Raw genomic sequence first — 21,527 nt, 5'->3', positions numbered from 1 at the left:
TGATGAGCGATCCGATCATTATTCAAACGCGCAACGTTTCGCGTCTCTATCCGGGCGTCACCGCGTTGGATAGCGTGAGTTATCAAGTGTTTCGCAACCAGGTCAACGTGCTGATCGGCGAGAATGGCGCCGGCAAGTCGACCATGATGAAGCTGCTGGCGGGGGTGGAAACCCCGTCCTCCGGCACTATCGAGCTGGAGGGGAAAGCGGTGACGTTAACCTCCACGCAGCAGGCGGAGCGGCTCGGGATCAGCATTATTTTTCAGGAGCTGAACCTGTTCCCCAACATGTCGGTCATGGACAACATTTTTATGGCCAACGAGTTCTTCCAGCGCGGCCGTATCAATGTGGACTATCAGTATCAGCTGGCCAAATCCTTGCTGCAGCGGCTGGAGTTGGATATCGATCCGCATACGCCGTTGGGCAGCCTCGGTATCGGTCATCAGCAGCTGGTTGAAATTGCCCGTGCCCTGGCGAAGGACACCCGGGTGCTGATCATGGATGAGCCGACGTCGGCGCTGAGTCAGGCCGAAGTGCGCACGCTGTTTCGGGTGATCGCCGATCTGAAAAAACGCGGCGTCACCATCATCTACATTTCTCACCGACTGGAAGAGCTGATGGAGATTGGCGATCGCATCACGGTGTTTCGCGACGGGCGTTTTGTTGCCGCCGAACCGGTCAGTAACGTCAGCATTCCGTGGATCATCGAAAAGATGGTGGGGGAAAAGAGCAAGCACTTTGATTATTGCGCGGCAGAACAAGGGGATGAAGTGTTGAAGGTCGAACAGCTGACGCTGCCGCGTGAAAACGGCGGCTATTGCCTTAACGACGTCAGTTTTTCACTGCGCAAAGGGGAAGTGATCGGCATTTATGGCCTGCTGGGGGCCGGCCGTACCGAACTGTTCAAAGTGCTCAACGGCGTGATGCGCCAGACGGCAGGTCGCATTTTGCTCAATGGCAAAAGCGTGGAGCGGCTGGGATTCCGTCAACGCATGGCGTTGGGCATGGCGCTGGTGCCGGAAGACAGGCAGGCGGAGGGGTTGGTGCAGATGATGTCGATCAAGGCCAACATGACCCTGGCCAGCCTGGGACGTAATGCGCTACGGCCGTTGGCGTCGGCCGGGGAGTGTACGTTGGTCGATGGCATGATCGAAAAACTGGCGATCAAGGTCAGTGACCGGGAGCTGCCAATTACCAGCCTGAGCGGCGGCAATCAGCAGAAAGTGGTGTTGGGCAAGGCGCTGCTGACCGGGCCGCAGGTGGTGTTTCTTGATGAGCCGACGCGCGGAATTGACGTCGGTGCCAAAACGGACGTTTACCACCTGATTGGCGCGATGGCGCGCCAGGGGTTGGCGGTGATGTTCTCTTCATCGGAGCTGGATGAGGTGGTCTCACTGGCCGACCGGGTGATGGTGATGGCGGACGGGCAGCTGACGGCCGATCTGCCGCGTGAACGGGCCGATCGCGAAACGCTGATCCGCGCCTCAACCCCTCATGCATAAGGATAAGGCAATGCAAACCAAGTATCGGTTGTATATGTATTTGCTGCAGGCGCGCACCTTCATCGCCCTGTTGCTGGTGGTGCTGTTCTTCAGCAGCATGGTGCCGAATTTTCTGACCGTCTCTAATCTGCTGATCATGACACAGCACGTGGCGATTACCGGGCTGCTGGCGGTTGGCATGACGTTGGTGATCCTCACCGGTGGCATCGACTTGTCGGTCGGCGCGGTGGCAGGTTTGTGCGGGATGATTGCCGGTGCGCTATTGACCGTCGGTATCCCGCTGTGGGAGGGCAATCGGCTGTTTCTCAACGTTTTTGAAGTGATCGGCGCGGTGGCGCTGTTGGGCGTGTTGTTGGGTTTGATCAACGGCACGCTGATCACGCGGCTCGGTGTTGCGCCATTCATCTGCACCCTGGGGGCGATGTACGTGGCGCGTGGGGCCGCGTTGCTGACGGCGGACGGCAAAACCTATCCCAATCTGGTGGGCATGGAAGCGCTGGGCAACACTGGTTTCGCGGCCCTGGGGTCCGGCACCTTCCTGGGAATTTACAACCCGATTTGGCTGATGTTGGCCATCGTGTTGTTGGGGATCTATCTCACTAAGAAAACGCCGCTGGGCCGTTATATCTATGCCATTGGCGGCAATGAGCCGGCGGCGCGGCTGTCGGGGGTGCCGATCGTCAAAGTGAAAATGTTCGTCTATGCGTTTTCCGGGCTGTGCGCGGCGCTGGTGGGGCTGGTCATCGCTTCACAATTGCAAACCGCGCACCCGATGACCGGCAATATGTTCGAAATGGACGCCATCGGCGCGACGGTGCTGGGCGGTACGGCGCTCAGCGGTGGTCGCGGCAGGGTATTCGGTTCGATCATCGGCGCCTTTGTGATCGTTTTTCTGGCGGACGGCTTGGTGATGATGGGCGTCAGCGAGTTCTGGCAAATGGTGATTAAAGGGCTGGTGATCGTCACCGCCGTGGTGATTGACCAGTTCCAGCAGCGTTTGCAGAGCAAGGTCATTCTGATGCAGCGCCAGGAAAAAAAAGCGGTGCAGCCGCTGGTTGAGGTGAGCCATGGTTAAAGCAGACTGCATTGTCGCGTTGGACGAGGGCACCAGCAACGTCAAGGCCGTGGTGGTGGATGCGCAGGGTACGATCGTCGCCAGGGCCAGCAGGCCACTGACGTTGCAGACGCCGCAGCCCGGTTGGGTGGAGCAACGGGGCGAGACCTTGCTGGCGGCCTCTCTGGCGGTATTGCGGGAGGCTATTGCGTTGGCCGGAGCATCCCGCATTGCCGGTATCGCCATCAGCAACCAGCGTGAAACCGCCATCGGCTGGCGGCGTTCCAATGGCCAGCCGATCGGGCCAGCACTGACCTGGCAATGCGCACGTTCTGCTGACTTTTGTGAGCGGTTACGACGCGATCGGCAGGAGGAAGCAGTACGTCGCGCCACCGGTTTGCCGCTTTCACCCTTGTTCTCGGCGTCGAAAATGCGTTGGTTGCTCGATCACTGCGAAGAGGGACAGCGGTTGGCGGAGAACGGCGAGCTGTGCCTGGGCACCATCGATGCCTGGCTGCTGTGGCAGTTGAGCGGAGGACAGGCATTCGGTTGCGATATCTCCAACGCCGCTCGCACTCAGCTGCTGAACCTTGTTTCCGGCGATTGGGACGAGCAGATGCTGGCGCTGTTCAATATTCCCCGTCAGGCGCTGCCGACGATCCATCCCTCCAGCCATCTGTTCGGTACGACGTTGGGATTGGACGGCATTGCCGACGGCATTCCAATTGCTGCGATGGTAGGGGATTCGCATGCGGCGCTTTATGGCCATGCGCTGGGTCAGGCTGGGCAGGTCAAAGCCACCTATGGCACCGGATCATCGGTGATGGCGCCAATCGCCGACGCGCAATGCGATACGAGCGCTCTGGCAACGACCATCGCTTGGCATGACGGTGGACGCATGCAGTACGCACTGGAGGGCAATATTCCCCACACCGGCGACGCTATCGCCTGGATGCTGGATATCGCCGCCATGCCGTCGGAGGACGAAGCGCCGTTGAGTGAACTACCTGTTCGCGTGCCCGATAGCGGTGGTGTCTATTTTGTACCGGCGCTGACCGGTGCCGGCGCACCCTGGTGGGATGAGCAGGCGCGCGGCGTGATTTGCGGGCTCAGCCGCGGCACGCGGCGAGAACATTTGGTGCGGGCCGCTTTTGAATCGGTGGCTTATCAAATCGCCGATGTGATCGGCGTACTGCGGCAACAACCGGGTTTTGCGCTGCAGGGGTTGATGGCCGATGGCGGCCCCAGCCGCAATGACTGGCTGATGCAGTTTCAGGCCGATCTGCTGGGTTGCCCGGTGTGGCGCAGCAACACGGCGGAACTGTCGGCCCTGGGGGCGGCGTTGATGGCGATGCGCAGCCTGTGGGGAGCTACCGATCGGCAACTGGCGGCACTGTTGCCTCAACATGATGAGTTTAAACCCGATATGCAGCGCCACCACCAGCTGCAGGAAAGCTACAGCGCGTGGCGGCAGGCGGTACAGCGCACCTTGTGGCGGCCGCAGATGGCCTCATTGATAACAGGAGAACAATCATGAATCGTGACTTCACGGGGAAAACCGTGGTGATTACCGGCGCATGCCGCGGCATTGGCGCCGGTATCGCCGAGCATTTCGCCAGTTTGGGTGCCAATCTGGCGATCGCATCGAATGCGGAGCGCATTCTGACCGCGGCGGAAACGCTGCGCCAGCGTTATCGGGTGGCGGTGCTGCCGGTCATCCTCGACGTTACCGATGAAGCACAGGTAGTTGATTTTTATCGTCAGGTCTGGGAGCGATTTGGCGCGATCGACGTTTCTATTCAGAACGCCGGGGTGATCACTATCGATCGTTTTGACCAGATGCCCAAAAGCGATTTTGAGAAAGTGTTGGCGGTAAATACTACGGCGGTCTGGCTCTGTTGCCGGGAGGCGGCTAAATATATGGTCGGCCAGCGCAAGGGGCGCCTGATCAACACCTCTTCCGGCCAGGGGCGTAACGGGTTTATTTACACACCGCATTACGCCGCCAGCAAAATGGGGGTGATCGGCATTACGCAGAGTTTAGCGCTTGAGCTGGCGCCACATGGCATCACCGTCAATGCATTCTGCCCCGGCATCATTGAAAGCGAGATGTGGGAATATAACGACCGCGTTTGGGGAGAAATTCTCAGCGGCCCGGAAAAAACTTACGGCAAAGGGGAGTTGATGGCCGAGTGGGTGGCGGGTATTCCGCTCAAGCGTGCCGGGCAACCCGAAGATGTGGCGGGTCTCGTGGCCTTCCTTGCCTCAGATGATGCCGATTATATCACCGGCCAAACCATCAATGTGGATGGCGGGTTAATCATGTCTTAACGTGACGATGTCACAAAAAGCGCGGCGTCGGATCGGCGCCGCATCAATCGCTTACATTTTCCCGCCATTGCAATCCACGCGGTTGCCCCCATATCCTTATAAATTCGACGTTTTGAGAAGCTTTCTCATCAATTTGTTCGCTAAAGCCGTTTACTGCCGAATATGCCAGCAGATATGTGGTTTTATCGTGCCGCAGGGTTTCCCTGCCGCAGCGGGAAATGCTAACTTAAGGGTTAGGGACGCCACGTTTTGGCATCGTTCATCCGATTCACTCGGCATCGCGGGAAAGAATGTGAAATATTTGCTGATTTTTTTGTTGGTTCTGGTGATCTTCGTGATTTCCGTCACTTTGGGTGCGCATAACGATCAGGTGGTCAATTTTAACTATCTGGTTGCGCAGGGCGATTATCGCGTATCGACCCTGTTGGCCACGCTGTTTGGCGCCGGCTTCGTTCTCGGCTGGATCATTTGCGGCTTGTTCTACCTGCGCACGCGCATTGCGCTGGGCCGCGCCGAGCGCAAGATCAAAAGGCTGGAGCTGCAGCTTGAGCAGCCCGCTGAACCGGCGGCTCAGGCCGTTGTCAGCAAGGAATAACCCTCTATGTTAGAACTGCTGTTTCTGTTGCTGCCCGTGGCTGCCGCGTACGGTTGGTACATGGGGCGCAGAAGCGCTCAGCAGGATAAACAGCAAGAAGCCAACCGCCTGTCGCGCGAATACGTGGCAGGGGTGAACTTTCTGCTTTCCAACCAGCAGGACAAGGCGGTTGATCTGTTCCTCGATATGTTGAAAGAGGACAGCAACACCGTTGAAGCCCACCTGACGCTAGGTAACCTGTTCCGTTCGCGCGGTGAAGTCGACCGCGCCATCCGCATCCATCAGGCTTTGATGGAAAGCGCTTCCCTGACCTTCGAACAGCGCCTGCTGGCGGTACAGCAGCTGGGCCGCGACTATATGGCGGCCGGGCTGTACGATCGCGCGGAAGACATGTTCAGCCAGTTGACTGACGAAGCGGATTTCCGCGTATCGGCGCTGCAGCAGTTGCTGGTGATCCATCAGGCCACCAGCGATTGGCAGAAAGCCATCGACGTGGCGGAAAAGCTGGTCAAGCTGGGCAAAGAGAAACAGCGCGTCGAGATTGCGCATTTCTACTGTGAGCTGGCATTGCAGGCGATGGGCAGTGACGATCTCGATCGGGCGATGAGCTTACTTAAGCGTGCGGACGCGGCCGATAAACAGTGTGCACGAGTATCTATCATGTTCGGGCGCATCTACATGGCGCAAAACGACTACGCCAAAGCGGCAGAGTCGCTGCAGCGCGTACTGAGCCAGGACAAAGAATTGGTCAGCGAAACGCTGCCGATGCTGCAGGAATGCTACACGCATCTGCCGGAACAACAGCACAACTGGGCTGAATTCCTTAAGCGCTGCGTAGAAGAAAACACCGGCGCTACCGCCGATCTGATGTTGGCCGAGATCATCGAGCAGCACGAAGGGCGCGACGTGGTGCAGGTCTATATCAACCGTCAGCTACAGCGTCATCCTACTATGCGGGTGTTTTATCGGTTGATGGATTATCACCTGGCGGACGCCGAAGACGGCCGTGCGAAAGAGAGTCTGCTGTTGTTGCGCGATATGGTCGGCGAGCAAATTCGCACCAAGCCGCGTTACCGCTGCCACAAGTGCGGATTTACCGCACACTCGCTCTATTGGCATTGTCCGTCGTGCCGCGCCTGGTCATCGGTCAAACCGATCCGCGGTCTGGACGGACAATAACGCGGCGGCGCGACAAAATAAAACGGGGCGATTCATCGCCCCGTTTTTCTACGTTCATCGCTTACTTTTTCTTGCCGCCTTTGGCGCCGGTTTTCAACAGCTGACGCAGTTTCTTCAGCTCTTTCTGGCTCAGCGGCTGTTCAATCTCTTCTTCAGTGCTTTGATTGTCGATCTCGCCGTGGTGCAGCTCATCCGCCTTTTTGGTCGGTTTTTCTGCCTTGGCGGCGGGGGCGCTGAAGCTGCTTTCCAGGCGCTGGCACACTTCCACGCTCAATGAAAACTCGTTTTCAGCGGCGGCGGCGCGGATTTTTTCCTTCAGTGCCAGAGGAATTTTAATGGTAAGTGTCGATATCTCGCTCATTTTGAAAGCCTTTCTGCAGGAAGATGCCTTCAAGCTAAGCCACTGGCGATCGGGTGTCTAGTGTGTAATAAAAATTTAATATTTTTGTAACAGTGTAAGGCGAGCAAGATGCGGTTTTTTCAGGCGGGAAACAGAGGCAGGGCCCGAGCGAGCGGGCCCTGTACCGGAAACATTATTTGTAGATGACCGCGGTGCCGCTCAGCATGTTGTTACCACCGGCGGAGATGATGCGGTAGCTGCTGGCGCCCTGGGCATCCGCTTTAGCGGCCAGTTTTTTCTCCAGGCTGCTGAGGGTGGTCGCATGACCTGCGGAAACGACGCCGGTGGCGGTCAGGCTATCGGCCTGCTGGCTGCTGATCGGCTCAGCGGCGAAAGTGGCGAAAGAGGTCAGTGCGATAGCGGCAGCGGCTGCAAAATATTTGATGGTTTTCATAGGTGACTCCAGTCTGTTTATTTAGGAAGGAAGCCATTCGCTTCCGATGTGGTGAATAATAAAGCATCTTGGCCGATTGAAAATCTGATAATGCTGAGTAATTTATTCAAAATATTTGATTGATAATTTACGCATCTTTACGGCGTTTTACGCTGCGTGGTTTATCGCTGGCGCGCTTTCGTTGACGCGCCATGACAAAGGTGAGAGGTAACATGACAGAGCGCCGGTGCGCGCTGCGGCTGGGATTTCTGGCCCCCTGCATGTAGAATGCGGCGGTCAGTTTCGCGGGTGAGTCCCTGATTATGTCTATTTTACAGAAGGTAGAAGAAATGAAGTCTGAAAATAACGCTAATAACAATGACTTAAAATCATCTCCAATCGTTGTGGCGTTAGATTACGCCGATAAGAATGCCGCGCTGGCGTTCGCCGACCGTATCGATCCGCAAGACTGCCGGCTGAAAGTGGGCAAAGAAATGTTCACGCTGTTCGGGCCGCAGCTGGTGCGCGATCTGCACGGGCGTGGCTTCGACGTATTTCTTGACCTGAAATTCCACGATATTCCCAATACCACCGCGCATGCGGTCGCGGCGGCGGCCGAGCTGGGCGTTTGGATGGTCAACGTCCACGCCAGCGGCGGCGCGCGCATGATGACCGCCGCTAAAGAAGCGCTGACGTCATTCGGGGCGGATGCGCCGCTGCTGATCGCCGTGACGGTGCTCACCAGTATGGAAGCGGAAGACCTGCGCGGCATTGGTATCGAAGCCAGCCCGGCGGAACACGCCGAGCGCCTGGCGCGCCTGACCCGCGACTGCGGGCTGGACGGCGTGGTGTGTTCGGCTCATGAAGCGCAGCGCCTGAAGGCCGCCTGCGGGCAGGCTTTCCAGCTGGTGACGCCGGGGATCCGCCCTGAAGGCAGCGCGGCGGGCGATCAGCGCCGCATTATGACGCCGGTGCAGGCGCAGACCGCTGGCGTGGACTACATGGTGATTGGGCGTCCGATCACCCAATCTGCGGATCCGGCCGCGACGCTGCGCGCGATCCGCGCCTCTTTGGCCTGAGGAACCGCCGATGAATGACGATAACAGCCGCCTGGTGTATTCCACGGACACCGGCCGCATCAAGCAGGAAGACGTTAAACCGCAACGCGCCAAGGGCGACGGCATCGTGCGCATCCAGCGTCAGACTAGCGGCCGCAAGGGGAAGGGCGTGTGCCTGATTACCGGCGTCGATCTGGATGACACTGCGCTCGACAAACTGGCGGCCGAACTGAAAAAGAAATGCGGCTGCGGCGGTTCGGTGAAAGACGGGATCATCGAGATCCAGGGCGATAAACGCGATCTGCTCAAACAGCTACTGGAAGCCAAAGGCATGAAGGTCAAACTGGCGGGCGGTTGAGGCGAATCGCCATGCCGCAGTGCAATGCTGCGGCATGGCTTGAGGCTGTTGCTGCCGGGGGTTAGCCCGTTAACGGCGAAAGAAGCATAGACTTAAAGTAAAGCAGACCTGAAATCATCGTTATTCTGGTTAATACGTCAAAGCGCCTCGGCGCTTTTGCCCGCCTGTCGGCAGAGGAACATCGGAAAGGTTATTTGCCAACCTGGTGACCGATGATGCCCCCTACCGCAGCCCCACCCAGCGTGCCCAACGCGCTGCCGTCTGTCAGCACTGCGCCGCCGACTGCACCGGCGCCGGCGCCGATAGCGGTGTTGCGATCGCGTTTGGACATGTTGGAACAGGCGCTCAGTGAAAACGCCAGAGTCAGAGCCAGAGCGGCGGTGGCGAAACGTTTATTGATAATCATCATAATGACTTCTCCTTAGCATTGGCTATATGGAAGTGCCCTCTAAGTATAGGCGCTAACCATAAATCAGGCCTGCTGTTGATTCCCGTACAGTATCGATATAAAAAATGGCACTTTTTGTTAACGGCCGAATAATTAGCAGGTTACGGCCCAAAAGTGACCGAAACTGAGTATAGATTTCTCTGAAAGGATAAACAGGTAAATAGTCTTAAAATCCCGTTGCACAAGGGAAACGGCGCGCGGCGTGGCCCGCGCGACGCGAGAGGTGCGGTGGCGGCCCGCGTTATTCGTTGACCAGCTCCACCTGTACGCCCTGGCGTTTCAGCTGATGCTGATACTCCAGCGCCAGGCGTGAATCGGTGATCACTCGGCTGATTTGCCCCGGCTGCGCCAGCGGGTTGGGTTGGATCTGGCCGAATTTGCTGGAGTCCGTCAGCACGATATTCTCCACGCCCTTGGCCAGCACCGCGCTGACCACGTCGGCGCGCATCATGTCGCGGCCGGTAAAGCCGGTTTCGGCCTGAAAGCCGTCAATGCCGATAAACGCCTTGTTGAAATGCACCTGCTGAATGCACAGCCGTGTGAGCGGGCCGACCACGGTCTCGCTTTTCTTCTGATACATGCCGCCGAGGACAATCACGTCGCAGTCGGTTTCTTTCAGCAGGTTGGCGATATAGTGGCTGACGGTGATCAGCGTAATACGCTTGCGTTCGGCGATGTAGCGCGCCAGCAGGGCGTTGGCGCTGCCGCTCTCGATGAAGATCGTCTCACCGTCGTTGACCTGCGCCGCAGCGTACTGTGCCAATCGTTGTTTGAGGGTGAAATTGGACATCATGCGAGCGTCGACGTCGTCGCTTTCCAACGCCACGGCGGAACCGTGTACTCGCTTCAAATAACTGCGTTTTTCTAGCAGGTTGAGATCCTGCCGGATGGTGACTTCCGATACGCCCGAGGCCCGCGCCAGCTCATTGACGCTGATCCGCCGGCGATCGTTAACCAACTGCAATATGGTCTGTTGTCGTAAATTCATATCGGCCTGATGATGCGGCCGCCAAGGCGCGGCCGCTAAGAGTCAAAGGTTTAAAGAGTATGTTCTGTGCGCGCAATAATATCATCCTGCGCCTCAGGGGATAATGCGGTAAAGAAAGCGGAATAGCCAGCTACGCGAACCACTAAATCACGATATTGGTCAGGGTGTTGCTTCGCCGCCAGCAGCGTTTCGCGCGACACGATGTTGTACTGCACATGCCAACCGCGATAGCTCTCGAAGAAGGTGCGCAACATCAGCATCAGCTTTTCCCTATCGCGCGGGTTGTCCAGCGTCGCCGGATTCAGCTTTTGATTGAGCAGCACGCCGCCAAGGATCGCCTCGGTTGGCAACTTGGCGAGCGAATTGAACACCGCCGTTGGCCCCAGGTGGTCGGTGCCGGACGCCGGGCTGGCGCCTTCCGCCAGCGGCGCGTGCGCCTTGCGGCCATCCGGCGTGGCCAGGGTAGCGGCGCCGAAGGGCACCTTGGCCGAAATCGACGAGGTGCCGGCGTAGTAGCCGCCGCCGATCGGCCCGCGGCCGAAGCGGGTGTTGCGGTACTGTTTCAGTTCTTCGATGTAGGTTTGGTAGGCGCGCACCAGCAGCCGATCGACCTCGTCCACATCGTTGCCGTATTTGGGCGCGGCGTTGAGCAGCCGCTGACGCAGCTGTTCGCCATCCAGCCCGGCGAAGTCTTCGGCCAGCGCGGTCGCCAGCTGCTGCTGGCCGATCGCCCCTTGATCGAACACCAGTTTGCGCACCGCCGCCAGGCTGTTGCCCAGGTTGGCGATGCCGACCTGCAGGCCGGAAACCCAATCGTATTTGGCGCCGCCTTGCTTGATGCTTTTGCCGCGTTCAATGCAGTCATCCACCAGCGCGGAGCAGAGGATATCGTGAGCGTTCTCCTCCAGCACGCTGTCCACCACGCACTCGATCTCGATCGACTTGCGCGTGTAGTAGCGAATTTGCCGATCCCAGGCGGTTAAGACCTGCTCGAAATCGGCGAAATTTCCTTTGGACAGCGCCTGTTCCTGCGGCAGGAAAATCTGCCCGGACGTGGCGTCGCGGCCTTGTTCCAGCGCCGCCAGCAGCACGCGGGCGAAGTTGATGAAGCTCATGCCGGTGCAGCGATAGCCCCATTTGCCGCCGACGGCGGTCTCGATACAGCCGATGGCGGCGTAGTCGTAAGCGTCCTGCGGCTCGACCCCCAGCTTGATGAACTCGGGAATGACGATTTCGTCGTTATTGAATGCCGGCATGCCGAAGCCGCAGCGGATCACCTGTACGCAGGCGTCGAGGAAATCGGCGCTCATCCCGGCGTGGTAACGCACGCTGAGGTTGGGCTGGGTGGAACGCAGGCGGCCGCAGGATTCGAGAATGGCGTAGGACAGCGGATTGACCGCGTCACACGGCCGCCCATCGACCCGTTTTTGCCCGCCGATGGTGACGTTTTGGTACAGCGGGCTGCCGGCGGAGGCCTTGGAGTGCGAGCCGGAGCGGATCTTGTTGATCTCCAGCAGCTTCAGCCAGCAGCTGTGCAGCAGCTCGATGGCGTCTTCCCGCGCCAGGTTTTGCTCCAGCTCCACGTCGCGCCGATACCAGGGATAAAGATATTGGTCGAGGCGACCGAAGGAAACCGAATGGCCGTTGGATTCGATCTGCAACGTCAGCTGGATGAAATAGCACAGTTGCAGCGCCTGCCAGAAGGTTTGCGGCGGGCGATGGGCGATCAGGTCGCAGTTGTCTGCGATAGCCAGCAGCTCGGTGCGACGCCAGTCGCGGGTTTCGCGTTGCGCCATATCGCGCGCCAGGCGTGCGAAGCGTAGGATGTGCTCACTCAGCGCCGTCAGCACGATATCGATAGCGTTGAGAAACTGCGCTTTGTGCAGATCTTCCCACTCGGTCAGGCGCAGGCGGCTGCGGCGCGCGTTCACTTTTTCGCGCAGGCCGTCGAGGCCTTGTTCCAGTAGCAGCGGGAAGTTGACCGCCAGATGGGCGTCGCCAGAGGTCATGTTGCCCTCGGCCTTGATGATGCCGGTGGTCAGCAGCGCCTTTTGTTCGTCGGTGAACATGCCGTAGCAGCGATCCTGCACCGTTTGGCCGCGCCACCATGGGCACAGACGGTGCAAAATCGCCTTATTCTCTTCGCTGACTGAGAAGCCGGCACCCGGCCGGTCTGCCAACTGGTCTATCTCGTTTTCTATCCAGCCGACGGTGTATTCGGGGAAGATCGGCGCGGCGCGCAGCTCGCTGGCCTGGTTGCCGACGATCAGCTCGTCGTTGGCGATCCAGATGCTGCGCTTCGCCAGGTGGTTGGCCAGCGCCAGCGCACGGCGCACCGGCAGCGGCCGATCCTGATGCTGCTGATAGGCCTCGGTATAGTGCTGCGCGCGTTCGGTGCACACCGGCGGTTTGACGATGTGGATCAGCGCGTTCTTATGCGCCTGAATACGGGCGCTGAGGGTGGTCAAATCCAATGTGGTCATGGCGTTATCCTCGCAAAATGGCGGTCAGGCCTTTGGCGCCGGCGTACGTTTCGGCGAAGGCCAGCAAATCGGGCGCGTCCAGCGGTGTGCGGGCGGCACGGTAGGGTTCGCCGAGCAGGTGATACTTGTTGATGCCCAGCGTGTGGTACGGCAGAAAGTGGATCTCCGATACGCCGATCTCGTCGGCGGCGAAGTCGACAATCGCGCGGACAGAGTGGCGATCGGCATTGAAATCGGGGATCAGCGGTACGCGCACGGTCATTGGCACGCCGTGCGCCGCCAGCCGGCGAAAATTGTTCATCACCCGGCGGGCCGAGCCGCCGGTCCAGGTTTTGAAACGCGCTTCATCGGTGTGTTTGAGATCGGCCAACAGCAGATCCAGCCAGGGCAACGAAGGGGCGATGTAATGCCACGGCACATGCAGACAGGATTCGACGGCGGTGTGGATGCCGGCTTCGCGGCCGCGCCGCAGCAGCTCCGCCGCGACTTCCGGCTGCATAAAGGGTTCGCCGCCGGACAGCGTTAAACCGCCGCCGCTGCGCAGGTAGAAAGGCTTATCCCGCATCACCTCGGCCATGATATCGTCGGGGTTGACCACGCTGCCGCACAGGCTGAGCGCGCCGGTTGGGCAGGCGGCGGCCAGCGCCGCGTAGTCGTCTGCGCTGATGACGTCGCGCCGCAGCGTCAGTGCGCCCTCGTCACGTAGCAGGCCTTGTGGGCAGCGCTCGGTGCACAGCGTACAGCCGCTCAGACACAGGCGCTCGTCAAACAGCAGATCCGCGTGGCGCGAGCGGCTTTCCGGGTTCTGACACCAGCGGCAGCTCAGCGGGCACCCTTTTAAAAAGACCACGCTGCGGATGCCGGGGCCATCATGGGTCGAGTAGCGCTGCAGATTGAAGAACATGAATCACCCGTTTGGCGTTGCTGAATCTTTCGCCATTAAAGATCTTTCGAATGAAAGTTGAATTGATTTTGATCAAAAGGTGACGGGGTTTTTGCCCTATGATGATCAGAGTTTGAATCCGCCCACAGAACATGACACAGGAGTCCGTGATGGAGCTTTATCTCGATACCGCCGATGTGACCGCGGTAAAACGCCTGGCGCGCATTCTGCCGCTGCACGGCGTCACCACCAACCCGAGCATCGTGGCGAAGGAAGGCAAGCCGATCTGGGAAGTGCTGCCTGCGCTGCGCGACGCCCTTGGCGGCACCGGCAAGCTATTCGCGCAGGTGATGGCGGCCGATGCGGAGCGCATGGTGGCGGAGGCGTCGCTGCTCAGCCAGCGGGTACCGGGGCTGGTGGTGAAGATCCCGGCAACCGCGGAGGGATTGGCGGCGATCAAGAAGCTTAAAACGATGTCCATCCCGACGCTGGGCACCGCGGTGTACGGTGCCGGGCAGGGGCTGTTGGCCGCCTTGGCCGGGGCGGAATATGTGGCGCCTTACGTCAATCGGGTTGACGCGCAGGGCGGCGACGGTATTGAAATGGTGCACGAGCTGCAGCAGCTGCTGAGCCTGCACGCGCCGTCGGCGCAGGTGCTGGCCGCCAGCTTCAAAACACCGCGCCAGGCGCTGGAATGCCTGCTGGCGGGCTGCCAGGCCATCACGCTGCCGGTGGATGTGGCGGAGCAGTTCCTCAGTGCGCCGGCGGTGCAGGCCGCGGTCGAGAAGTTCGAGCAGGATTGGCAGGGGGCGTTCGGCTCAACGCTGTTAGGCTAAAGCCAGTAAAAAGGGCGCCGCGGCGCCCTTGCTTGATGCTCGGTTCGCTTAGCCGCGGCCGGTCTCCTCTCGCAGCGCGGCGCCGACCTCGTGCGTCGTCGGCTGTTCGGAACGCAGCGCCCGGCGGATCGCGAAGAAGGCGGCAATCAGCATGGTTACCGCCACCAGCATAAAGAACCCGCACAGCGCGGCGTTGATCTGGTTGCTGAACACGATGGTTTCCATGTCTTTCAAAGACTTGGCCGGCGCAATGATCGTGCCTTGCTCGATGCCGGTGGAGAATTTCTTCGCCTGCGCCAGGAAACCGATGCTCGGTTTCTCGTGGAAGATCTTCTGCCAGCCGGCGGTCATGGAGGTCACGAACAGCCAGGCGGTCGGTAAAATGGTGACCCAAGCGTAGCGCTGTTTTTTCATCTTGAACAGCACCACGGTGCCGAGGATTAGCGCCATCGACGCCAGCATCTGGTTGCCGATACCGAACAGCGGCCACAGGGTATTGATGCCGCCGAGCGGATCGACCACGCCCTGATACACGAAGAAACCCCAACCGGCCACCGCCACCGTGGTGCCCGCCAGGTTGCCGAACCAGGAGCGGTTGTTGGCCAACTGCGGTACCGCCACGCCCACCAAATCCTGCACCATAAAGCGACAGGCGCGGGTACCGGCGTCGACGGCGGTCAGGATGAACAGCGCTTCGAACAGAATGGCGAAGTGGTACCAGAAGGCCATCATCGCCCGGCTGTTGAATACCTCGCTGATGATGTGCGCCATGCCCACGGCGAAGGTCGGGGCGCCGCCGGCGCGCGACAGGATGGAGTTCTCGCCCACCTCTTTGGCGATCAGCGCCAGCGTTTCCGGCGTGACGATAAAGCCCCAGCTGTTGATCACCTGCGAAGCATTTTCCACCGTGGTGCCGATCAGTGCCGCCGGCGAGTTCATGGCGAAGTAAACGCCCGGATCCAGCACCGAGGCGCAGATCAGCGCCATGATGGCGACGAAAGACTCCATCAGCATGGCGCCGTAACCGATAAAGCGAATGTGGCTTTCGCGTTCCACCAGCTTGGGCGTGGTGCCGCTGGAGACCAGCGCGTGGAAGCCGGAAATGGCGCCGCAGGCGATGGTGATGAACAGGAACGGGAACAGGGCGCCGGCGAACACCGGGCCGCTGCCGTCGATGAAGCGCGAGACCGCCGGCATTTTCATCTCCGGCATGGCGAAGACGATGCCGATAGCCAGGCCGATGATGACACCGATTTTCATAAAGGTGGAAAGGTAATCGCGCGGCGCCAGCAGCAGCCACACCGGCAGCACCGAGGCGACGAAGCCGTAGATCACCAGCACCCAGGTCAGGGTGGTGCCGTGCAGCGTGAAGAACGGCCCCCAATAGGGATCTTGCGCCACGTTGCCGCCGTAAACGATCGCCAGCAGCATCAGCACGAAGCCAATCACCGAAATTTCAGCGATTTTGCCCGGCCGGATAAAGCGCATGTAGATGCCCATGAACAGGGCGATCGGGATGGTGGCGGCGATGGTGAACAGCCCCCACGGGCTGTCGGCCAACGCTTTTACCACCACCAGCGCCAGCGCCGACAGGATGATGATCATCACCCCCAGTGCGCCGAGCATGGTGATCACCCCGGCGAACGCGCCCAGCTCTTGCTTGGCCATTTCCCCCAGCGAACGGCCGTCGCGGCGTGTGGAGATGAACAGCACCAGGAAATCCTGCACCGCGCCGGCCAGCATGACGCCGACCAGGATCCAGATGGTTCCCGGCAGGAAGCCCATCTGCGCGGCCAGGATCGGCCCCACCAGCGGCCCGGCACCGGCGATGGCGGCGAAGTGGTGGCCGAACAGCACCCATTTGTTGGTGGGCACGTAGTCCAGGCCGTCGTTGTGACGTTCTGCCGGGGTCAGACGACGGTCATCCAGTTCAAAGACCTTGTCGGCAATGAACCGGCTGTAGAAGCGGTAGGCGATGCTGTAGCAGGCGACGGCGGCGACCACCAGCCAGACGGCGTTGACGTGCTCGCCACGGCTGAGCGCCAGCATGGCGAAAGCGAAGGCGCCGACCAACGCCACCAGCAGCCAGATAAATCCGGACCTGATGTTTTTCATGAAACAACTCCTTGGCGTGCAGAGGTAAAAATCAACGTTGTTATTAGGAATGACGTTTTAACAGTAGAAGTTTTGCCGCCGAACCGCGGCAGGTCGGATGAGAAATGTGAAGCAGGTGGGGTTTTAGTGTAAAAACAACGTGATGAAACCGCGTTGGCGCAGGCTGTCGCCCACACCATCCTGAGCAGTTATTCATTCTGCATTTTCACGGCGCGCACAGCGAATTATCGTCGTTTTTTATCTGGGCACGGTGTCTGGCGGATTATTATTTTATCTGTCGAGGCGTGCCGAAATAAAATTATTCATGCCATGTTATACCTTTATTTTCACCCGCAGGCTTAATCATTCATCAAATAAATAATAAAGCTACGAAAGGAATTTAATTATGATAAATAAAATCATCGAAGGGTATTTACCGCAGCTCACGGCCATTCGGCACGATATTCATCAGCACCCTGAATTGGGTTTCGAAGAGTTTCGCACCAGCGATCTGGTGGCGGATTATCTGAGTTCGTGGGGCTATGAGGTGCACCGCGGATTGGCGGGCACCGGCGTGGTGGGTACGTTGCGGGTGGGCGACGGCGTTAAGCGCCTCGGATTGCGTGCCGATATGGACGCTCTGCCGATCGAAGAGAACAACGGCAAGCCCTGGAGCAGCAGCGTGGCCAACCGCATGCACGCCTGCGGCCATGATGGGCACACCACTATGTTGCTCGGTGCCGCCCGCTATCTGGCGCAAACGCGCAACTTCAACGGCACGCTGCACCTGATTTTCCAACCGGCGGAAGAGATGCTGAACGGCGGCGCGCGCATGGTGGAACAGGGGCTGTTCGAGCGCTTCCCCTGCGACGCCATCTTCGCCATGCACAACATGCCGGGGATGCCGCTCGGCGAGTTCTTCTTCCAACACGGTCCGTTTATGGCCTCGATGGATCAGTTCAACGTGCGGGTGCAGGGGCGTGGCGGCCACGGCGCCATCCCGCAGCTGGCGGTCGATCCCGTGCTGGTGGCCTCGCATATCACTGTCGCCCTACAGAGCATCGTTTCGCGTAATATCGATCCGCTGGAGGCGGCCGTGATCACCGTCGGCAGCATCAAGGCCGGTGAGGCGGCCAACGTGATCCCGGACAGCGCGGAAATGAAGCTCAGCGTACGCTCTCTGGATCGTCAGGCGCGCGCAATCCTGCTGGCGCGCATTCCGGCGCTGATCGAGGCGCAGGCGGCAAGCTTCGGTGCCCACGCGGTGGTGGAGCACGTTAACGGTACGCCGGTGTTGGTCAACGACGAAGCGATGACCCGCTTTGCCCACCGTGTGGCGGAGCAGCAGTTCGGCGCCGCCCGCGCGCACTACGGTGCCCGGCCGCTGATGGGCAGCGAAGATTTCTCCTTCATGCTCGATGCACATCCGCAGGGCTGCTACCTGATCGTTGGCAACGGCGATGGCGAAGGCAGCTGCATGGTGCATAACCCGGGATATGACTTCAATGACGGCTGTCTGGCGGCCGGCAGCCAGTATTGGGGAGCGTTGGCGGAAGCGTATTTAAAATAAACGCGAAAAATAATAACAGGGAAGATAATGATGAGTGAAAATACGGCTGAAACCCAAACGGAAATAATATCGGCCCCGAAGGTCGGTGGCAAAAAGGTCATATTCGCCGCCTCCTTCGGCAATGCGCTGGAGTTTTTCGATTTCGGTATTTATAACTTCTTCGTTATTTATATCAGCGTATTGTTTTTTCCCCCGTCTAGCGATCCGCATCTGGCGTTGCTGTTGGCGTTTGCCACGTTCGGCGTCAGCTTTTTCATGCGGCCGCTGGGCGGCATTCTGATTGGCGCCTATGCCGATCGCTGTGGCCGCAAGCCGGCGATGATCCTGACGATTTCCTTGATGAGCCTGGGCACGGCGATGATCGGCTTTGCGCCTACCTACGCCAGCGCCGGCTATTGGGGAACCGCCACGCTGGTGGCCGCGCGTCTGATCCAGGGCGTAGCGGCGGGCGGCGAGGTGGGGGCGTCGATGTCGTTGCTGGTGGAGTCGGCGCCGCCCCATCGGCGCGGTTTCTATTCCAGCTGGTCACTGGCGACGCAGGGCATCGCCACCGTGGTTGGCGGCGTCACCGCGCTGGCGCTCAGCGCGGCCTTGCCGGTACTTTCCGGCGAACCGAACGCCATGGCCGAGTGGGGATGGCGCATTCCATTCTTTATCGGCGTGGCGCTGGCGCCGCTCGGTTGCTGGCTGCGTCTCGGGCTGGAAAGCGATCGGCCGTCGGTGGCGCGGGCTCACGAGCCGCCTGCTCAGCTGCGCCAGCACTCGCGGGCGGTAGTGCTCGGTGTGATGCTGACCATCGGCGCCACCGTCGCCACTTACATCTCGATGTATTATCTCGGCACCTACGCGGTGAAATACCTGGGAATGGCGCAGGCCTACGGTTATGCCGCGATGCTATTGGCGGGGCTCATCACCTTCGGCGGCAGTCTGCTGGTCGGGCACTGGTGCGATCGTTACGGCCGTCTGCCGCTGATCCGCGGGTCGCGGATCGCGATTCTGATCGTGGCCCTGCCGGCGTTTTGGTGGCTGAGCGCGGTGCCGCATCCTGCGGTGCTGCTGCTGATCGTCGCGGTGCTGGTCGGGTTGACCACGCTCGGTTCGGTGCCGACCATGTTGATGATTTCGGAGCTGTTCCCGCAGCGCATTCGTGCGCTGGGGTTTGCGTTGGTCTACAGCCTCGGGGTGGCGATCTTCGGCGGCTTCGCCCAGTACATCGCTTCGCAGTCGATCGCGCTGAGCGGTTCGCTGCTGGCGCCCGCCGTCTATCTGATGGTGGCTACGCTGGCTTCGCTGGCGGTGCTGCCATTGCTGCGTGAAACCGGCGGAGAGCCGCTGCGCTAGCCGAAAAAAAACGCCGGCGGTTTTCACCGTCGGCGCTTTGCGTTGCGACCGTTTCAGGCTGGCGTTCAGGCCGCCGGGCGGGCGATCACGCTGCGGGTTTCCATGCGCACTTCGGCGATGGTGACCTGCAAGGTATCGCTCTGGCGGTAAACCACTTCGCCTTTAATCTGCACGGTGCCGGTTTCCTGGCTGCACTGCATCTCGTCACGCACCGCGTGAATGAACGGTGCCGGGATGAAGGCAACCGCGCCGTTGTCCAGCAGGCGTACACGCAAGCCGCCACGGGTCACGTCGATGATCTCGGCGTTGAAGCGGGTATCGGTACCGGCCTTGTCCTGCAGGAAGCGGGCGTACAGCCAGTCGCCGACGTCGCGCTCCGCCATGCGGTTCAGGCGGCGGCGCTCCGCCAGCTGCACCGTGACGTCATCCTGTGGCTTTTCCGCCGGTTGCTGGTTGATGATCGCCTTCAGCAGACGATGGTTGACCATATCGCCGTATTTACGGATCGGCGATGTCCAGGTGGCGTAAGCCTCCAGACCCAGACCGAAGTGTGGCCCCGGCGTAGTGCTGATCTCGGCGAAGGTCTGGAAGCGACGGATGCGGCTGTCGAGGAACTGGGTCGGCTGCGCATCCAGGTGGCGGCGCAGTTCGCAGAAACCGTCGAGGGTCAGCAGCTTCTCGGCTTCGGCTTCCACGCCGTTGGCCTGCAGCACGGTGACCGCTTGTTCAACCAGTGCAGGATCGAAACCGGTGTGCACGTTGTACACGCCGAAGCCCAGGCGATCGCGCAGCACGATGGCGGCGCAGACGTTGGCGGCGATCATGCACTCTTCAACGATGCGGTTGGCGCTGCGGCGCTGCTCGGTAACGATCTCCAGCACGTCGCCTTTTTCACCCAGCACGAAGCGGTAGTCCGGACGATCTTTGAACACCAGCGCATGCTGGTGGCGCCAGGCATTGCGCGCATCGCAAACGCGCTTCAGCAGGGTGATTTGTTGCGCGATGGCGTCGCTCGGCGGTTGCCAGCCGGCAATGCCGTCCAGCCAGTCGGAGACTTCGTCGTACACCAGTTTGGCTTTGGATTCGATCTCGGCGGCGAAGAACTGAATATCGTCGCCTAGCGCGCCGTCGGCGGCGATGGTCACGCGGCAAGCCAGCACCTGGCGGCGCTCGTTAGGGCGCAGCGAGCACAGGTTGTCCGACAGATCGCGCGGCAGCATCGGGATGTTGAAGCCCGGCAGGTAGTTGGTGAAGGCGCGCACGCGGGCGATATCGTCCAGCTTGCTGCCTTGTTCGACGTAGGCAGTCGGATCGGCGATGGCGATGGTCAACTGCAGCGAACCGTCACCGTTGTCGGTCACGTACAGCGCATCGTCCATGTCCTCGGTGCTGGCGCTGTCGATGGTGACGAATTCGAGCGCGGTCAGATCTTCACGCACCAGCGCAGCGTCCGGCTCGCTGAGGGCCTGCATCTCCGGCGCCTCTTTTTCCAGGTTGTGACGCGCCAGCGTCACCCACCACGGGGCGAAATGGTCTTCGCCTTCGGTGATAAAGTGGGTCAGGTCGGCGTTGAAGCCGCGATCGCCTTTCAGCGGATGGCGGCGCATTTCCGCCACCGCCCAGTCGCCGGCCTGGAAGTTGTGGGTCAGTTCACGCACCGGGCGGCACGGAATCGCATCTTTCAGCAACGGATGATCGGGCACGATGGACAGGCGATCGTCGCGCTTTTGCACGCGGCCGACAAAGCGCGACAGGAACGGCTCGACCAGGGTTTCCGGCTCGGCGATTTCGCGCTCTTTCTCGGTGTGCAGGGTGGCGATAATGCGATCCCCGTGCATGACTTTCTTCATGTACGGCGGTGGAATGAAGTAGCTTTTTTGACCGTCTACTTCAAGAAAGCCAAAGCCTTTCTCGGTCCCTTTCACGACGCCTTCAACGCGCGGGGTCTGAGAGTGAAGTTGCTGTTTAAGCTGCGCCAGCAGCGGGTTATCTTGAAACATATCGTCCAGTGAATGGGTTGTGAGTGGCAAGATT

19 protein-coding genes are annotated in these 21,527 nt (G+C 59.9%); 11 read left to right on the top strand and 8 right to left on the bottom strand.

Annotated features, from left to right (window positions below):
• Positions 1 to 2 precede the first annotated feature (2 nt).
• From GUC32_RS13105 to lapB, 6 genes are all read left to right on the top strand, one after another.
• Positions 3 to 1,502: a sugar ABC transporter ATP-binding protein gene (locus GUC32_RS13105; RefSeq protein WP_046898951.1), complete on the top strand. Its 1,500-nt coding sequence runs from the start codon at positions 3 to 5 to the stop codon at positions 1,500 to 1,502.
• A gap of 10 nt (positions 1,503 to 1,512) precedes the next feature.
• Positions 1,513 to 2,577, top strand: a complete 1,065-nt coding sequence (locus GUC32_RS13100) for an ABC transporter permease (protein WP_049295734.1) — start codon at positions 1,513 to 1,515, stop codon at positions 2,575 to 2,577.
• Positions 2,570 to 4,093, top strand: a complete 1,524-nt coding sequence (locus GUC32_RS13095) for an FGGY family carbohydrate kinase (RefSeq protein WP_369435266.1) — start codon at positions 2,570 to 2,572, stop codon at positions 4,091 to 4,093. The genes GUC32_RS13100 and GUC32_RS13095 overlap by 8 nt, the downstream gene beginning before the upstream one ends.
• Positions 4,090 to 4,887, top strand: a complete 798-nt coding sequence (locus GUC32_RS13090; protein ID WP_060433167.1) for an SDR family oxidoreductase — start codon at positions 4,090 to 4,092, stop codon at positions 4,885 to 4,887. The genes GUC32_RS13095 and GUC32_RS13090 overlap by 4 nt, the downstream gene beginning before the upstream one ends.
• A gap of 292 nt (positions 4,888 to 5,179) precedes the next feature.
• Positions 5,180 to 5,482: a LapA family protein gene (locus GUC32_RS13085; protein ID WP_025303024.1), complete on the top strand. Its 303-nt coding sequence runs from the start codon at positions 5,180 to 5,182 to the stop codon at positions 5,480 to 5,482.
• A gap of 6 nt (positions 5,483 to 5,488) precedes the next feature.
• Positions 5,489 to 6,661, top strand: coding sequence for a lipopolysaccharide assembly protein LapB (gene lapB / locus GUC32_RS13080; protein ID WP_025303023.1), 1,173 nt, complete (start codon positions 5,489 to 5,491; stop codon positions 6,659 to 6,661).
• A gap of 61 nt (positions 6,662 to 6,722) precedes the next feature.
• Here lapB and GUC32_RS13075 read toward each other — a convergent pair whose 3' ends face one another.
• Both GUC32_RS13075 and GUC32_RS13070 read right to left on the bottom strand, forming a co-directional pair.
• Positions 6,723 to 7,022 carry an Arc family DNA-binding protein gene (locus GUC32_RS13075; protein WP_025303022.1) on the bottom strand — a complete coding sequence of 100 codons (300 nt, stop codon included), beginning with the start codon at positions 7,020 to 7,022 and terminating at the stop codon, positions 6,723 to 6,725.
• 172 nt (positions 7,023 to 7,194) lie between these two features.
• Positions 7,195 to 7,455 carry a YdgH/BhsA/McbA-like domain containing protein gene (locus GUC32_RS13070; RefSeq protein ID WP_025303021.1) on the bottom strand — a complete coding sequence of 87 codons (261 nt, stop codon included), beginning with the start codon at positions 7,453 to 7,455 and terminating at the stop codon, positions 7,195 to 7,197.
• A 329-nt stretch (positions 7,456 to 7,784) separates the two neighbouring features.
• Between GUC32_RS13070 and pyrF the strand changes: the two genes are divergently transcribed.
• Complete coding sequence (pyrF, locus tag GUC32_RS13065; protein ID WP_049205533.1) at positions 7,785 to 8,513, top strand: orotidine-5'-phosphate decarboxylase; 729 nt, start codon at positions 7,785 to 7,787, stop codon at positions 8,511 to 8,513.
• A gap of 10 nt (positions 8,514 to 8,523) precedes the next feature.
• Positions 8,524 to 8,850: a stress response translation initiation inhibitor YciH gene (gene yciH, locus GUC32_RS13060; RefSeq protein ID WP_261464170.1), complete on the top strand. Its 327-nt coding sequence runs from the start codon at positions 8,524 to 8,526 to the stop codon at positions 8,848 to 8,850.
• 190 nt (positions 8,851 to 9,040) lie between these two features.
• On the opposite strand, the gene osmB is transcribed toward yciH, so the two are convergent.
• From osmB to GUC32_RS13040, 4 genes are all read right to left on the bottom strand, one after another.
• Complete coding sequence (gene osmB, locus GUC32_RS13055; protein ID WP_004945176.1) at positions 9,041 to 9,259, bottom strand: osmotically-inducible lipoprotein OsmB; 219 nt, start codon at positions 9,257 to 9,259, stop codon at positions 9,041 to 9,043.
• A gap of 280 nt (positions 9,260 to 9,539) precedes the next feature.
• Complete coding sequence (locus tag GUC32_RS13050; protein ID WP_004930631.1) at positions 9,540 to 10,286, bottom strand: DNA-binding transcriptional regulator YciT; 747 nt, start codon at positions 10,284 to 10,286, stop codon at positions 9,540 to 9,542.
• A 50-nt stretch (positions 10,287 to 10,336) separates the two neighbouring features.
• A complete protein-coding gene (locus tag GUC32_RS13045; RefSeq protein WP_369435265.1) occupies positions 10,337 to 12,769 on the bottom strand; it encodes a formate C-acetyltransferase/glycerol dehydratase family glycyl radical enzyme in 2,433 nt (810 codons plus the stop codon).
• Between the two features lie 4 nt (positions 12,770 to 12,773).
• Positions 12,774 to 13,673 (bottom strand): glycyl-radical enzyme activating protein, encoded by a 900-nt coding sequence (locus GUC32_RS13040; RefSeq protein ID WP_049205489.1) that lies wholly within the window; start codon positions 13,671 to 13,673, stop codon positions 12,774 to 12,776.
• A gap of 149 nt (positions 13,674 to 13,822) precedes the next feature.
• On the opposite strand from GUC32_RS13040, the gene fsa reads away from it, so the two are divergent.
• Positions 13,823 to 14,488: a fructose-6-phosphate aldolase gene (gene fsa, locus GUC32_RS13035; protein WP_049205488.1), complete on the top strand. Its 666-nt coding sequence runs from the start codon at positions 13,823 to 13,825 to the stop codon at positions 14,486 to 14,488.
• 48 nt (positions 14,489 to 14,536) lie between these two features.
• Here fsa and GUC32_RS13030 read toward each other — a convergent pair whose 3' ends face one another.
• Positions 14,537 to 16,603, bottom strand: a complete 2,067-nt coding sequence (locus tag GUC32_RS13030; RefSeq protein ID WP_025303016.1) for a carbon starvation CstA family protein — start codon at positions 16,601 to 16,603, stop codon at positions 14,537 to 14,539.
• Positions 16,604 to 16,988: 385 nt separating this feature from the next.
• Between GUC32_RS13030 and GUC32_RS13025 the strand changes: the two genes are divergently transcribed.
• Both GUC32_RS13025 and GUC32_RS13020 read left to right on the top strand, forming a co-directional pair.
• Entirely contained in the window at positions 16,989 to 18,152 is a 1,164-nt protein-coding gene (locus GUC32_RS13025) for a M20 aminoacylase family protein (protein ID WP_025303015.1), read from the top strand.
• A 30-nt stretch (positions 18,153 to 18,182) separates the two neighbouring features.
• On the top strand, positions 18,183 to 19,493 hold the full coding sequence (locus GUC32_RS13020; protein WP_060447740.1) for an MFS transporter: 1,311 nt from the start codon (positions 18,183 to 18,185) through the stop codon (positions 19,491 to 19,493).
• A 65-nt stretch (positions 19,494 to 19,558) separates the two neighbouring features.
• Here the strand turns inward: GUC32_RS13020 and GUC32_RS13015 are convergent, their stop codons facing one another.
• A complete protein-coding gene (locus GUC32_RS13015; RefSeq protein WP_025303013.1) occupies positions 19,559 to 21,493 on the bottom strand; it encodes an exoribonuclease II in 1,935 nt (644 codons plus the stop codon).
• Positions 21,494 to 21,527: the final 34 nt, after the last annotated feature.

Origin of the sequence: Serratia sp. NGAS9, assembly GCF_009905295.1 — a bacterium.
In the GTDB taxonomy this organism is placed as follows: Bacteria; Pseudomonadota; Gammaproteobacteria; order Enterobacterales; family Enterobacteriaceae; genus Serratia; species Serratia bockelmannii.
Note: the sequence above shows the minus strand (reverse complement) of the source record. Positions and strands in the feature narration are given on the sequence as shown.